The sequence below is a fragment of the Actinobaculum sp. 313 genome (assembly GCF_003073475.1).
Lineage (GTDB): Bacteria > Actinomycetota > Actinomycetes > Actinomycetales > Actinomycetaceae > Asp313.
Map to the genome: position 1 here is coordinate 2,196,465 of NZ_CP029033.1, position 14,120 is coordinate 2,210,584.

Below are 14,120 nucleotides of genomic sequence, written 5' to 3' on the forward strand. Positions count from 1 at the left end.
TCACGCGAGCAGCCCTTTCATATCAAGCAACGGGGTGGCGGCCAGTGCGGCCTCCTCGGCGGCTCGCGCCGCGGCCAGACGCCCCTTCTTCGTAATGTGATGCTGGGCTTTGACCTGTTTACGCAGTTCGAGCACCGCATAGATCAGCATTTCCGGGCGGGGCGGGCAGCCGGGCAGGTAAATGTCAACCGGCACGATGTGGTCGCAGCCCTGCACCACCGCGTAGTTATTGAAGACTCCGCCGGACGTGGCGCACGCCCCCATGGAAATGACCCACTTCGGATCCGCCATCTTGTCATAAACATCGCGCACCACGGGCGCCATTTTCTGGCTGACTCGGCCGGAGACAATCATGAGGTCGGACTGCCGCGGAGAGGCGCGGAACACCTCCATACCGAAACGGGAGGCGTCGAAACGCGGGGTTCCAAACGCCATCATCTCGATAGCACAACATGCCAGGCCCATGGTCACCGGCCACTGCGAACTGGTGATAGACCAGTTGACCACCGACTCCACGGTGGTGAGGAATACTCCTTGGGAGCCGTCTTTTTCGTGTGCCATTCTTTCCTCCTCAGTCCCACTCAAGACCGCCACGGCGCCACTCGTAGATGAAGGGCACGGTGATCAGAAATACGAAGAGGAGCATGGCGACCATTCCGAATGCGCCAAGAGCCTCGAAAGACACCGCCCACGGGTAAAGGAAGACCACCTCGATATCGAAGATGATGAAGGTCATCGCCGTCAGGTAGTACTTGACCGGGAAGCGCCCTGCACCACCGGCGTTCGGCGTCGGTTCAATGCCACATTCGTAGTTCTCGAGCTTGATCCGGTTGAATCTGCTCGGGCTGAGGATCGCGCTGAGCACGAGGCCGCCGATTGCAAGCACACCTGCCGCAGCGGCCATAACCAACAGGGGAACGTATGCGTTCACCGTGCCTTCACCTGCTTTCTCTCGTCGTTACGCGTACCATCGTGGGACGTTGGACCTAAAGTTGCCGTTGTCTCCATCTTGACACAATTCATGCTTTTGGTACTGCCTTTGCAAAAGTTGCGATCAGCCGGTCCATCCAGTCCCCTCCCTGCCGGTCATAACAATCCGAGAGGAGTTTCATTACCAGGCGCATCAGCGTCGGCCGCGGTAGACCGTAGGTCACACATAGATGCATGATCTGCGGACGCTCGATCAGGGCAGCAAAAACGCGCCCGAGCGAGTAATAGCCTCCCAACTCGGCGGAGAGCTGGGCGGGGTACTGCTCCAACGCGCGTTCTTGCGCAATGACGGTTGGGCGCGAGTGGGCCTGCACAATCGCATCGGCGGCGAGCCGTCCCGACTGTAGTGCATAGGCGATGCCTTCCCCGTTGAAAGGCGACACCATGCCACCGGCGTCGCCGACAAGAAGGAGGCCATCGCGGTAATGGGGCTTGCGGTTGAACGCCATGGGCAATGCCGCACCGCGTAGCGGAGCCATTCGATTATCCGCAGCGAGTTCCCACTCTTCGGGGACGTTGCGCATCCACACCTCAAACATCTTTCGGTAGTCGAGGCCGGTGGGCTTCGCATTCGATGAGAGTGACCCCAGCCCGACATTGACCACACCATCCCCCAGCGCGAATATCCAGCCGTACCCGGGCATCAGTGCAGACTCGTGCGGGCGGCCCTCCCACAGTTCCAGATGGGATTCCATCATGGTGTCCACACTGCGGGGAGAACGGAAGTACGCCCGATGTGCCACTCCCATGGGGCGTTTCACATCCTTGTGGCGGCCCATCGCCGTCGCGAGGCGGGCTGAGACACCGCCCGCGTCCACCACCCAGCGAGCGCGAAAGTGATGCAGTTCGCGGCTTGCGCCGTGCCGCGCGACGACTCCGGTGATTCTCCCGGTACGCTCGTGCACAAGCGGAGCGGTGACGGTCATATTCTCATGGAGTAGTGCGCCACTGTGCACCGCATGCCGAATCAATGCGTGGTCAAGATCCCGCCGAGAACGTGCCAGGCCGTAGGAGGGGAGCGAGGCAACCTCGGGCCACGGAACCTCGATACAGTGGCCGCCACCATAGGTGCGTAAACCGTGGTTGCGTGCCCACCCGCGTGTATCGACTCCCATTCGCACCAGTTCTCCGACCGTGCGGGGAGTCAACCCGTCACCGCAGACCTTGTCACGAGGGAAGGTGGCCTTCTCAAGAACGACGACGTCGAGGCCCGCCGTGGCCAGGTAATGCGCCGTGGCGGATCCGGCCGGACCGGCGCCGACAATGAGGACATCGCACCGCTCTTCCATGTGCCCCCATCCAATGTCGCGTCATGCCTGAGCGGCGACCCAGGCACCCAGAAGTTTACGCCGCGCCTCACACCGACTTAAAGCCGGGTTCACCGCTTTTTCGTAAGGATTTGCTTGCTTAATTGGCCTATGTGCGCGGGCATCGTCCACGGCCGTCGCCCCATCACATCCGCGCAGTGCCCACCACTGCCACGTGCGCCGTCGCTGGCATATGGATGCCACCACATGCACGCCCGATTTTACGGTGCCACAACACGCGCACGCCGATACCACCCTTGCCCGGTGGTAATGTACGGTCTTGCCGCACCGCGCCCGGGCACCGTGCCGTGCGCCGACGTCTGTCCGCTTAGTTCCGTGTTGCACGGTGCAGTGCAACAATACCGCCAGACAAATTGCGATACTGCACGGATCGGCCACCGGCGCGCTGGATCCTCGCCGCAAGCTGCTCCTGATCGGGCCAGGCCAGAATGGACTCCGCCAAATATTCGTATGCCGCAGCATCGGAGGAGAACAAAGCAGATATCGTCGGCATCGCCGTGGAGAGGTAGAAGTTGTAAAGCAATCGGAAGGGAGCCCAGGTGGGCCGAGAAAACTCCGCAATGACAATTCGCCCGCCGGGGCGCGTCACACGCAGCATTTCCCGCAGGGCGGCATCCGGGTCCTTCACATTCCGCAAGCCAAAGGAGATGGTGGCGGCATCAAAGGATGCCGTCTCGAAAGGTAGCGCCATGGCGTCCGCTTCCACAAAGCTGAGCTCCGGATGACGTCGCTTCCCCTCCTCCAGCATCCCGGCAGAAAAATCGCAGGCAACCACGTCGGCTCCCCGCGCGGCATACGCTGCGGCCGAGGTACCGGTTCCGGCCGCAATATCCACGATCCGCATTCCCGCGCGCGCATCCAAGGCGCAGACCACGGCCTCCCGCCAGACGTACACCTGACCGAGTGATGCCAACGTGTTCGTCAGGTCGTAACGCGAGGCGACGTCGTCGAACATGCCCGCAACGTCGGCGGGCGTTTTTTCCAAAGTGGCACGGCGCTCCATGGAGAGTATTCAACCACGTTGAGGCCGACTTCGATATTGCCGCATCCAAGCCAAGCGGGCAGCGAAAGGTTGTTTTCGCCTTGAATACCCGTACATTCGCATGATTCCCTTATCGTATGTAACAGGATGATCACCAAGACACAAGGATCACGATGAGCACACCCGCCTCTTCACAACCCGACGGCACTCACCGATGCTACTCAGGAGTGCCGGTGACCTCCCGGGGCGAGCGCGCCAATCCGTTGGATGAGCATGCAGCCGCTGCAGGAGAGCCAGCCAGTGCCAAAGAGCGGGCCGCTGCGGGAGAACTGTCCGCAGATAAAGGGCAGACCACTGATAAAGGGCAGACCACTGCCCGCAAGACATCCGAACGTGTCGCGAGGGCGCGCTACGCCGCCCCCGTGCCAGGCAGCACATGGTTGACAACAATACTGGCGCCGATTGCCGCTGTGGCGATCACCTGGTGCCTTGCCTTCCTGTGCATGTTGGTCCTCCCCACCCTGCCCTCTACTATCCGCCACGAACTCGTGGACTTCGGTTTGTCCTGGAAAGGTGGGAGTCTCGCCCACTACTCCACGCTCGCCCTTCGCTACACGGCGATGGCGCTCAGCGGCTGGTTGACAATCAGGTCCGGAGACGACACCAGCACATCCTGGACGCCAACGCTGACACTCACCATTGTTATGACAGTGGTGATTTATGCCGCGCATCGCCGCGAATTCCGACGCAATCCCACAGGTGCCTCGAATATCGCCCTGCCCGCGTAGTATCTGGACTGGTCCTCGCCTCACTCGCGGGTCTGCTCATCCGCTTCAGCACCGCTCACTCAAGCACGCTTTCCGAAGGGAAACCGGTCACCGTAACGATCACTCCCTCGTCGGCGGGTATCATCTTCGGCTTCCTCCTGGGCTTTCTCGCCGTCGCGCTCGCCTGGTCCTTCGCCGAACGTCCGCGTGCCGCCGACCGTTTCCAGAGGATACAGCGCCCTGTCTCAACGCACTCCCTCACCTTGCAGGCCCTATCGCAGGCCACGCGCGTGAGCCTCGCGTTCTTCATCGTGACACCATTGGTGGCAGGCCTTGGAGCTGCCCTCTTGGATCTTGTTAATCAGATTTTCTTCGGCCCTGCGCTACCTGCCACAGCACTGATCTTCCGGATACCAACACTCTACGCCACGGGTGTGTTCTCCATGCTCGGCGCTTTCGGAGGGCTGCGCTATCACGGTCCGGTGACGGAAGATGTGCGGTCATACCGCAGTTTTCGACCCGTTTACGAAACACAGCAAATCTTTGCGGACCAGTCGCCCCTGTACTACGGACTCGCTTTCCTCGTCATCGCTGTCCTGGTGTATTTCGCTAGACTGTGGGGCGGACCCGCGACCCTCGCACCGAATCGGGCTTGGGGAACCGGTTGTGCGCGCCGGTTCTTTTCACACTTATCGGGGTGGTACTCATTAGGATCACCGCGCAAAGCCTCTCCTCTGACCGTCCCGTCGGACCGTATGCCGCCGGCGGTGCGCACTACTACCGCAATGGTCTGACCTGGACCGACCTGGTCTGGTTCTTTGCCTTCGGCGTCGTTTTCGAGTTGCTTGCAGCATTTTTCTCCTGGCGTCAGGCGCGAACCACCACCCACCACGAACAGGCGTCCGTCCGGCAGCGCGCAGATGTGCTGTGGCTCGTGACCTTCCTGGCACCCCTTGTGGCCGTTGCCGCAGCGGGAGGTCTGGCACTGCTGTGTGCCACCTCCTTGCCACATGCACCCGCCGAAGTGCAAGAAACCGGCAGTCGACTCGGCTTGTGGTGGTACAGCAATCCCGATGCCGATACTCTCGCCTTGGCCTTCCGCACGACGGCGCTGGCACTGTGCGCTGCCTTTACCACCACCACCTACATTGACAATGTTGACTATCACAGTTATGAAGTAGCAACCGGAACATGGCTGCCCGCCCTGACGCTCACTGTTGTGGTGGCATTGGTTATTTTTGCCGCCCATCGCCTCGAAATCCGCGACCCGCGGCATTCGACCGCGGTTCGGGCACCCGCCCTCTACTCCGGCATCACACTGGCAGTACTTACCCAGGTCCTTCGCTTGCAGACGAACAAAACGTTCAGCATAGATGAGCGCGTCTATCGCTTCGACACAGATGTATCCTTCCCTCTCTCCGGCCTGCTCCTCGCGTTCGTGGTGGGATTCATCCCCGTTCTCCTGGCGCGCGCCACAGATACCGCACGTGCAACCGGTACCACACGTACAACCCGTGCCACACGAGCAACCGGTACCACACATACAACCGTCAGCACACCGGGCAGGAACCTGAAAAAGTTGCTTACCGCACTACGGGCACCGAAGGTCGCGCAGGCCCTGCGAATCGGTCTCGCCTTCCTCATCGCCACACCGCTGGCAACGGGGTTGGCAAGCGTACTCATCGAGACACTGCCCTTGAGCACACCATCTGCGGCCTTCGGTGCAACATTGCCTTATGTGTACAACATGGGGGTGTTCACCATGCTCGGCTCATTGGGCGGATATGCACGATCCGGTCCGGTAACACCGCCCGCGGGCGATACCACGCACCTGATTCTCAGCACCTTCTCACCCATGAACTATTGTCTGAGCCTCGTCGTTCTTGCCTTCGTCGTGGGTTTCGCGGTGGTGTGGGCACGCACAGGCCAACCACTCCTGCACGCAAGACGCGACAGGTTGATCCTGCCTGCAGTGATCACCGTGCTCGGCGTGTGCCTGATCCTGACGGACGCCGTCAAGCTGATCTCCACCGCACCCGTCGGGCCTTACGCCACCTCCGGCGCTTTGTCGTACACGCTGACACTGTCTTGGCTGAGCGTTTTGTGGTTCGTTGCCCTCGGTGCGGCGATTGAATGCCTGGCGCGAGTATTCACACGCTCCGCCCGATTCGAACGCTGGGCGGCAAAGCCACCACGCCGGGAGCGCCGTCGGCGGCGTCTTGAGCAGGAACGGCAGGGCCAAGCCGTCCCCGATTTCTCTCTCCTGCCCGATGTGCCCACTGGACATCCTGACACCGATCCACATGCGGCGCCCTCTTCCGCTCCGGCCCTGTGATACCGCGCAGCGGTTCCGGTAGACTGATACCCGCAAATCAATCATGATTCGAGGATTCAAATGACAAGTCCCACCCCGTTGCCACAACCACCATATGGCCGTCCGGTCGCTCCTCCGCCCGGTCCCGGCTACCCGGTCGGGCCGCGCACCCTGGCGCGTATGCGGTCGATCAGCTGGTTGACTACAGCCCTGGCGCCGCTAGCTGCGGTTTTCGTCGCCTGGTTCGTAGCATTCCTCAGCGCGCTTACCTTGCCCGGAATACTCGATTCACTTGCTGCGGAGCTAGCGGGAGATTACGGCCCCGGCTCTTCCTTCTCCCGCAGCTGGCTCACCTCCGAATACCAGGCGGACTACGTGCGCCTGGCCTTGTACTCCACCGCATTCGCACTGTGCGGTGCCTATAAGTCGGTTGTTGAAGCAGCCTATCTGGGCGAGTCCGTGAGCGTCTCGACCACCGTGTGGTTCCCGGCGCTTACCCTCACTGTCTTCATTGGGTTGATGATATATGCAGCGCATCGCTTTGAATCCCGCCGACTACCGCGCAATGCCCTGACCATCTGGGTGCCAGCTGCGATCTCGGGTGCGGTTCTCTCTCTTACCACCTTGGTTCTGCGACCGCTGGCTAGCCAGACATATGACCTGGGCGAAGACCTATTGAACTCGGCGCTTGGCTCATATGGCGACACCAGCGACCTTGGTGTAACTGCAAATATTACGCCGTCTCTACTGGGTCTACTGCTCGGATTCCTACTCGGAGCACTGCCGGTAGCCCTCGCCCGCTCCTTTGGAGAGCGGCCGACCAGCGGCAGCCGTTTCGCATTCCAGACTCGGCGGCAAGGCCGAACCACGCTGCATGCGCTGCGTATCTGCCTCGCCTTCCTGCTCTTCACGCCTCTTGCCACCGGCGTATTGAATACCTTCCTGCTGGTCAACGACACTCCGCTTCCGGTCACCGCCGTGATTTTTGCGGTCCCCTTCCTGTACAACATCGGTGTTTACACCATGCTCGGTTCATTCGGAGGACTGGCCCACATGAGTGGCAGGACGAACTTCCCAGGAACCTTCTCGACGGGTAGCGGTTCGTCGATCGAGGAGACGCACGCCGTCTTCGAAAGCCTTCCCTCCATGCACTACACGGCGATTATCGTAGTCGTGGCTGGGCTTATCGCATCGGCCATCGTATGGGGACGCACCCGGGATCCCTTCACCCAACGCACGCCGTGGGGTTGGCTCGCGATCCCAACCTTATCGACGGTGCTCGGAATAGTCCTGATCATCGTTGATGCCTTGCGCCTGTCGGGCAACATTCCCGATCTTGGCTATGGCAGCGGGGCTGGCCAGTATGGAGTTACCCTCTCGCTGTCCTGGCTGAGCATACTCTGGTTCTTCGGCTTCGGATTACTACTCGAGCTGGCCTCCCGCGCGTTCTCCACGCTCGGTTCGTCAACTCCACCCGCTACTTACCCCGCCGCAGCGCCGCAGGCAGGCGGACCGCAACCGGGTACGCCTTACGGCATGATGCCACCGACCAACCAGGGCGTTCACCCCGGAGGACCAGCCATCGGCACGGGAGTGGTGAATGCCGCGTCACCCACCTCGCCGACCCCACCGACGATGGCCACGCCGGGCCAAAACGGTGCGCCCGCATCGGCTGCGCCACAGAGCTTCGCACCTCCCGCGCCGCCAGCACCTCCCGCCTCTCCTGCGGCACCTGAACACGCCGAACCGGGCAATCAGGCGCCCGATACCGTCCAGCCGCACCGGCCGACAGCGGCACCGGACGCAGCGGAAGCCGCCTCTGATGACGGAACACCTCCGGAGGAATGATCCCTATCGGGCCTGATAACAGTTGATTATCAGGCCCGATAGTTACACTGGGTGTTATGAGCGACCTACCCGCCGTACCACATGTGGTCTCCGAGCTATTCGACGCCGAACGCTGGCGTGAAATTGACGGTTTCCCAACCGGCGACATCACCTATCACCGCGGTGTCAAGCGGGTGCATGACGCCGACTCCGGTACTACAACCTGCCACGACTTGCCCGTCGTGCGGATTGCCTTCAACCGGCCGGAAGTGCGCAATGCCTTTCGGCCCGAAACTGTCGACGAGTTATACCGCGCCCTCGATCATGCGCGCCTGACCGGCGACGTTGGCGCGGTTATTCTGACCGGAAATGGCCCCTCACCCAAGGACGGCGGGTGGGCATTCTGCTCCGGCGGAGATCAGCGCGTGCGGGCGAGGGACGGCTACCGCTACTCCCGGGACGGCTCACCCGACCCTGCACGCGCCGGGCGGCTACATATCCTGGAAGTGCAACGGCTGATCCGCTCCATGCCGAAGGTCGTCATCGCCGCTATTCCCGGGTGGGCAACCGGAGGCGGTCATTCCCTCGGAGTCGTCTGCGACTTAGCGCTTGCCTCGGCACAGCATGCGCGTTTCAAACAAGTGGATGCCGACGTCGGTTCCTTCGATGCCGGCTACGGCTCGCAGCTACTGGCACGGCAAGTCGGTGATAGGCGTGCCCGTGAGATCTTTTTGCTCGCCCGTGAATACAACGCCGCACAAGCCGAGAGCTGGGGCGCAATCAACGAAGCAGTGCCGCACGAGCAACTGGAGACTCGCGCGCTGGAGTACGCTGCAACCGTCACTTCCAAGTCACCGCAGGCCATCCGCATGCTCAAATTCGCTTTCAACGCCGCCGACGACGGCATTGCCGGCATGCAACTGTTTGCCGGCGAGGCGACCCGGCTGGCCTATATGACAGATGAGGCGCGAGAAGGCCGTGACGCCTTCCTTGAACATCGCTCCCCCGATTGGTCCAACTTCCCCTACTACGCATAGCCATGATTGTTCTCGCGGAATCCGAAGGCCCCTCGGGCCTGCACTCCTGTATCCGTGCCGTTGAAGCCAAACTCGCCGGTTTCGGCAAGGGCCCGATTTACGCGGCGACATCAAGGGATGACGCCGCGAGCGCCCCTGCACGGCTCGGCGGTTTCCCCTTCCCCGGCGACGCGATGGTGCTTCTTCGCACATCGGGTAGTACCACCGGCACCGGTCGCTTGGTCGTGCTCACGGATGCGCAACTGCGTGCCTCTGCTACCGCAAGCTCCGCAGTGATCGGAGGTCCTGGCCGTTGGGTTACCTGCCTGCCGATCACCCACATCGCCGGATTCCAAACCGTCTACCGCAGCGTCCTGGCCGGTAAGGAACCCATTTACGCCGGTTCGGGGCGACCTGCGGAACTTCGTGCCGCCGTCGCCCGCCTCGATGCGGATGAGCCTGCCTTTCTCTCCCTCGTCCCCACCCAACTCATTCGCCTGCTCAATATGGGCGAGGCCGCTCCTTTGCGGCGTTTCCATGCCGTCCTCGTAGGAGGTGCCGCCTGCCCTCCCGAGGCGCTGCGGAAGGCACGTTCCGCCGGCGTGCGCGTTGTCATCACGTACGGGATGACCGAAACCTGCGGAGGGTGCGTGTACGACGGCCAAGTGATCGGTGATACTCGGATTATGATCGACCTTGCAGGCCGGATCACAATCGCCGGATCGGTGGTGGGAAGCGGTTACGCTGGGGAGGAGCCCTTCCACGGGCGCTTCGTCACCAACGACGCTGGGGAACTCGACGAGAATGGCCGCTTACGGATTCTGGGACGCCTGGACAATGCGATTACCACCGGGGCGTTCACGATTTCACCATCGCTCACTGAAGCCGAGCTGCAACACTTGGGCGCCGGGGAATGCGCCGTCGTCGGAGTTCCCGATCCGCAGTGGGGAGAAATCGTGATCGCCGTAACCACCAAGGCGCTCGTAGAGGACGAGACGAAATTGCACATACGGCAGAAGCTGAATCGCGAGCATGCTCCGCGGCGCATTTTCTCGCTGGAAACGCTGGGACTGGATGATTTCCCCCGCCTGAACTCGGGCAAAATTGACCGTCGCGCGCTATCCGGGTTGCTGGAAGAGAAAGGCATTGACTACTGACCCACCGCCGCCCTTGCAGCGTGTGCATCACCGCGCGCCGTCGTCATATGACCACAACATTGCGAGTAATCCCACTGGACTGTCAGATACCGACTGCCGTAACCTCCACAAATGTCAGAGCCCACTGCCGTAGCTTCCGCCAACGCGCCAGTAGGCGACGCGCTCGCCCGCGGCCTGCTGATGTGCCGACGCCGCGGCTAGGCTTAGCCTGTGGCATCGTTCAACGATTGGTTGGAAGGCGCTCGCCTTCGTACATTACCGGCAGCCGCGGCACCGGTGTTCGCCGGTACCGGCCTCGCCTACTGGCTGGGGCACGGCTCGCTTGTACGCGCATTACTTGCCGGCTTCGTAGCCCTTGCCTTCCAGGTCGGTGCAAACTTCGCCAATGACTATTCCGATGGTATTCGTGGCACCGACGATATCCGCACCGGCCCACCCCGCCTCACCGGCGGTGGTAAGACCGCGCCACGCAACGTGAAAATCGCTGCCTTCTCCTGTTTCGCAGCGGCGTGCCTGGCGGGATTGGCTCTGATCGCCCTTGCAGGCACCTGGTGGCTGCTATTGGCCGGGCTGGCAGCGGTATGCGCCGCCTGGTTCTACACGGGTGGCACACACCCTTACGGTTACATCGGCCTGGGGGAAGCCTTCGTCTTCCTCTTCTTCGGCTTGCTGGCAACAGCGGGCACCATTTACACGCAAGCACTGCAGGTTCCCTGGCAGGGCTGGTTGGCCGCCTGCACCCTCGGGCTCATCGCCTGTGCCCTACTGATGTGCAACAACATCCGGGATATCCCCACCGACGTTCAGGCCGACAAACGAACTCTCGCGGTACGGTTGGGAGACGCCAGGGCACGACTCGCGTACCAATTGCTCAGCCTGGTTCCTCTTCTCGCATCGGTGTGCTTTCTCCCGGACCTGGGATGGCGCCTTCTGTTCCTGCTGCCTGCATGCGCTCTGGCGGTACCCTGCGTTTTACACATGCGTCACGCACGGGGCCGTGCTCTGATCCCGGTTCTGCGAAACACCGGTTTCCTCGAGTTGGCGTACGGACTCGGCCTATGCGCCGCATTCTTGCTGGCATGAACTGCGTTGACCTTTCACGGCGCCAGTGCATGTACGCATGTACCAGCGCGCAACTGCGGACGGCGGCCCTGCAATCCCCAGCGACACGCGGCCCGCGCTCAACCCGCGCAGAGGCGTATTCAGCACCGCACAGCCGATCCCGAGACGCGCCCTGATAGTCCTCACTGTTAGCCCATCGCGAACGGACGGGATGTACGGAGCCGAATGAGCTTCTATTAGACTTGAACCATGGCCAGAATCGTGCCGATCATATTCGCTGTCGCCCTCTGGGTGTTCGGGATCATCGATTGCGCCCGCATGCCGAAGGACCTCATGCCGGGACGGCTGCCCAAATGGGTGTGGATGCTCCTCAATATCTTTGTACCGGTGATTGGGAACATTATCTGGTTGGTCTTTATCTGGCCCTACCGCCATCCAGACAGCGATGGTTACTTCGGAGGTTTCACCCGCCCGAGCAAGCCGCAGCCAAGCGAAGCCGTAGCGCCCGATGATGATCCGGAATTCCTCGCCCGCCTTGACGCTGAGAATCGTTTCCGTGAGTGGGAACGTCAACAAGAGGAACAGGACGGCGACGACGGCGCTCCAGCCACCAGATAGCACCTCCGCTGGCACACAGTGCGTACGCCGTCGTAGCTTTTTCGTAGCGGCCCATTGTTTCTGCAGCCGCTCAGTCTCACGCGCGCCGGTCGCTATTCAGTCCTGCTGGCTCTCGCCGGTATTCGTCGCAGCGACGGACACCCCGGGGGTCACATCGCGTGCCTGCGAGAGAAGTGCCGCCACTGGCTCTGCATAGCCCACCGAAATGAGCTGCCGTCCCACAAAGCTCAGCGACGTCACCGAACATAGCGCGCACTCCCGGCGCCGCGGATCGTGCGCCAGCGAGCGCCGTTCGACGAAGCTGCGCATCGTCCAAATCGGCAACTGGTGCGAAACGAGGATTGCCTCTCCCCTTCCGCTAGCGTGAGCGCATGCCGAATGGCTCCGGAGAATCGGTCAACTATATCGGTATACGGTTCGCCCCACGAGGGCGTAAAGGGGTTGCGGTACCAACTCCAGTAGCGCGGATGGGCAAGAATCATACGATTCCTATTCACATTGACGCCCTCGAAACGATTGCCCGCCTCAATGAGCCGCTCATCGCTCAGGATCGGCAACCCGAGCTGCTTGGCCGTAGGTTCGGCAGTCTCATACGCTCGTTCCAGTGGAGAGGAGATAATGGCACGCACATCGTGCCCAGCGAAGTAACCCGCCAGTTCTCCCGCCATGTTGCGGCCCAGTGACGTGAGATGGTAGCCCTCACGCCTCCCGTAGAGCACACCGGCCGGATTATCGACCTCGGCGTGACGAACCATATGGACTACTGTTAACTCAGTCATGAAGACCATCCGATTACACGCGGCTGGGAGGAAATCAGATCGGCGCATATCTCGCCCAAGTCGAGCATCCTCTCGTGACCCAGAACATCCACGAGGCTTCTTCGTACCGATCGGTCATGTACAGGAAAAGAGTCGAGGAACTTGGCGTATCCCTCATCGGTCAGCGTGCACTCCACGCCCCGACGGTCCTCTTCACACACTTTGCGCCGAACGAATCCGAACCGTTCTAGGCGTGCCACGGTGTGACTGAGGCGGGAACGGGAATGAACCATGACATCCGCCAGCTGTGACATGCGCATGCAATAATCCGAGGCCTCGGAAAGACGCTCCAAGACCTGATACTCGTTGAGCGATAGCCCGGTCCCGTCCACAAGCTCCCTATTCAGCATTTCGGATATCACTGCAGTGGCTCGCAGATACGAGCTCCACGCTTCATGCTCTTCTCGTGTCAGTCGGAGATCTGAGCCGTCAATCGAGCCGCCCATATCGTGATGTTCCTCTCCACATTGTCTCCAGTGACGATAAGACTATGCCAAAAACATCACACTTCGCGAATGTTCCTCAAAAACCGAGGGCCCGGATACCCGAGCCCCTCGTGTCACTTCTTGTTACGACGCTGGTGACGAGTCTTACGAAGCAACTTGCGGTGCTTCTTCTTCGACATGCGCTTGCGACGCTTCTTGATAACAGAACCCACGGACTACCTCCGGACGTTGGATGGGGCTAACACCCCGTATGAACAGGAATATGGTACAGCGTCAGTACTCCACGCTGGAAACGGCCGACTCAGTCACCAGCCACTTGGCGTTCCTCTGGCACCTCAAAGGAGGTCAGAAGCTCATCGACTGCAGACTTCGGGACGCGATAAGAACCTCCGACACGCACTGCCGGCAATTCACCCGAATGAACCATTCGATACACCGTCATGCGCGACACCCGTGTCAACTCGGCAACTTCAGCCACCGTGTAGAACTGTGGCCCCGAGCGTGGTAGCTGCGTCATCCTGTCCGTCCTGCGAGAATTAGAGCGGGAAGCTAGCGAAGGGTTCAAACTACGAACCACAACATGCTCAGGATACCGCACTTTCACTCAATTCACATGTTCCTCAAGCGCTTTGCGGATCACGTCACGGTGAGTCATCCACATGCATCCCCGCCACCGACCGAGGTGTGCCTCTCCTACCAGGGACGATGGCATGCGCACCCCTTTTTCTCCTACACATTGCGCATATTCGCCGACACCTCCTCTTCGGGGGCGGCGACCATTCGCTTCCGATGAAG

Annotated in this window: 17 protein-coding genes; 7 read left to right on the top strand and 10 right to left on the bottom strand. The window is 61.1% G+C overall.

The window, feature by feature from the left end; all coding sequences use genetic code 11:
• From DDD63_RS09500 to DDD63_RS09515, 4 genes are all read right to left on the bottom strand, one after another.
• The gene (locus DDD63_RS09500) at positions 1–561 is read right to left on the bottom strand and encodes an NADH-quinone oxidoreductase subunit B (RefSeq protein ID WP_108716163.1); all 561 of its coding nucleotides are present in this window, start codon (positions 559–561) and stop codon (positions 1–3) included.
• Positions 562–571: 10 nt separating this feature from the next.
• Positions 572–931 (bottom strand): NADH-quinone oxidoreductase subunit A, encoded by a 360-nt coding sequence (locus DDD63_RS09505; protein ID WP_108716164.1) that lies wholly within the window; start codon positions 929–931, stop codon positions 572–574.
• Between the two features lie 88 nt (positions 932–1,019).
• A complete protein-coding gene (locus DDD63_RS09510) occupies positions 1,020–2,279 on the bottom strand; it encodes a geranylgeranyl reductase family protein (RefSeq protein ID WP_108716165.1) in 1,260 nt (419 codons plus the stop codon).
• Between the two features lie 346 nt (positions 2,280–2,625).
• Positions 2,626–3,321: a demethylmenaquinone methyltransferase gene (locus DDD63_RS09515; RefSeq protein WP_108716166.1), complete on the bottom strand. Its 696-nt coding sequence runs from the start codon at positions 3,319–3,321 to the stop codon at positions 2,626–2,628.
• A gap of 152 nt (positions 3,322–3,473) precedes the next feature.
• On the opposite strand from DDD63_RS09515, the gene DDD63_RS09520 reads away from it, so the two are divergent.
• Complete coding sequence (locus tag DDD63_RS09520; RefSeq protein ID WP_125482495.1) at positions 3,474–4,088, top strand: hypothetical protein; 615 nt, start codon at positions 3,474–3,476, stop codon at positions 4,086–4,088.
• A 55-nt stretch (positions 4,089–4,143) separates the two neighbouring features.
• On the opposite strand, the gene DDD63_RS09525 is transcribed toward DDD63_RS09520, so the two are convergent.
• Complete coding sequence (locus DDD63_RS09525; protein ID WP_108716168.1) at positions 4,144–4,377, bottom strand: hypothetical protein; 234 nt, start codon at positions 4,375–4,377, stop codon at positions 4,144–4,146.
• 387 nt (positions 4,378–4,764) lie between these two features.
• On the opposite strand from DDD63_RS09525, the gene DDD63_RS09530 reads away from it, so the two are divergent.
• The 6 genes from DDD63_RS09530 to DDD63_RS09555 all read left to right on the top strand — a co-directional run bounded on the left by DDD63_RS09530 (position 4,765) and on the right by DDD63_RS09555 (position 12,061).
• On the top strand, positions 4,765–6,402 hold the full coding sequence (locus DDD63_RS09530) for a hypothetical protein (protein ID WP_125482496.1): 1,638 nt from the start codon (positions 4,765–4,767) through the stop codon (positions 6,400–6,402).
• A 60-nt stretch (positions 6,403–6,462) separates the two neighbouring features.
• Positions 6,463–8,229, top strand: a complete 1,767-nt coding sequence (locus tag DDD63_RS09535; protein ID WP_125482497.1) for a hypothetical protein — start codon at positions 6,463–6,465, stop codon at positions 8,227–8,229.
• Between the two features lie 56 nt (positions 8,230–8,285).
• A complete protein-coding gene (locus DDD63_RS09540) occupies positions 8,286–9,245 on the top strand; it encodes a 1,4-dihydroxy-2-naphthoyl-CoA synthase (RefSeq protein ID WP_108716171.1) in 960 nt (319 codons plus the stop codon).
• Positions 9,246–9,247: 2 nt separating this feature from the next.
• Positions 9,248–10,381, top strand: coding sequence for an AMP-binding protein (locus DDD63_RS09545; protein WP_108716172.1), 1,134 nt, complete (start codon positions 9,248–9,250; stop codon positions 10,379–10,381).
• A gap of 210 nt (positions 10,382–10,591) precedes the next feature.
• Positions 10,592–11,464 carry a 1,4-dihydroxy-2-naphthoate polyprenyltransferase gene (locus DDD63_RS09550; RefSeq protein WP_108716173.1) on the top strand — a complete coding sequence of 291 codons (873 nt, stop codon included), beginning with the start codon at positions 10,592–10,594 and terminating at the stop codon, positions 11,462–11,464.
• A 228-nt stretch (positions 11,465–11,692) separates the two neighbouring features.
• Entirely contained in the window at positions 11,693–12,061 is a 369-nt protein-coding gene (locus tag DDD63_RS09555) for a PLD nuclease N-terminal domain-containing protein (RefSeq protein ID WP_108716174.1), read from the top strand.
• Positions 12,062–12,157: 96 nt separating this feature from the next.
• Here DDD63_RS09555 and DDD63_RS13405 read toward each other — a convergent pair whose 3' ends face one another.
• The 5 genes from DDD63_RS13405 to DDD63_RS09575 form a co-directional block, all read right to left on the bottom strand.
• Positions 12,158–12,301, bottom strand: a complete 144-nt coding sequence (locus DDD63_RS13405; protein WP_346426211.1) for a hypothetical protein — start codon at positions 12,299–12,301, stop codon at positions 12,158–12,160.
• Entirely contained in the window at positions 12,298–12,840 is a 543-nt protein-coding gene (locus DDD63_RS09560) for a histidine phosphatase family protein (RefSeq protein WP_346426212.1), read from the bottom strand. The genes DDD63_RS13405 and DDD63_RS09560 overlap by 4 nt, the downstream gene beginning before the upstream one ends.
• Complete coding sequence (locus DDD63_RS09565; RefSeq protein ID WP_108716175.1) at positions 12,837–13,325, bottom strand: MarR family transcriptional regulator; 489 nt, start codon at positions 13,323–13,325, stop codon at positions 12,837–12,839. Before DDD63_RS09565 ends, DDD63_RS09560 begins: the two co-directional genes overlap by 4 nt.
• A gap of 113 nt (positions 13,326–13,438) precedes the next feature.
• Positions 13,439–13,537 (bottom strand): AURKAIP1/COX24 domain-containing protein, encoded by a 99-nt coding sequence (locus DDD63_RS09570; protein WP_005504750.1) that lies wholly within the window; start codon positions 13,535–13,537, stop codon positions 13,439–13,441.
• A gap of 89 nt (positions 13,538–13,626) precedes the next feature.
• Positions 13,627–13,842, bottom strand: a complete 216-nt coding sequence (locus tag DDD63_RS09575) for a helix-turn-helix domain-containing protein (RefSeq protein WP_108716176.1) — start codon at positions 13,840–13,842, stop codon at positions 13,627–13,629.
• Between the last annotated feature and the right edge of the window lie 278 nt (positions 13,843–14,120).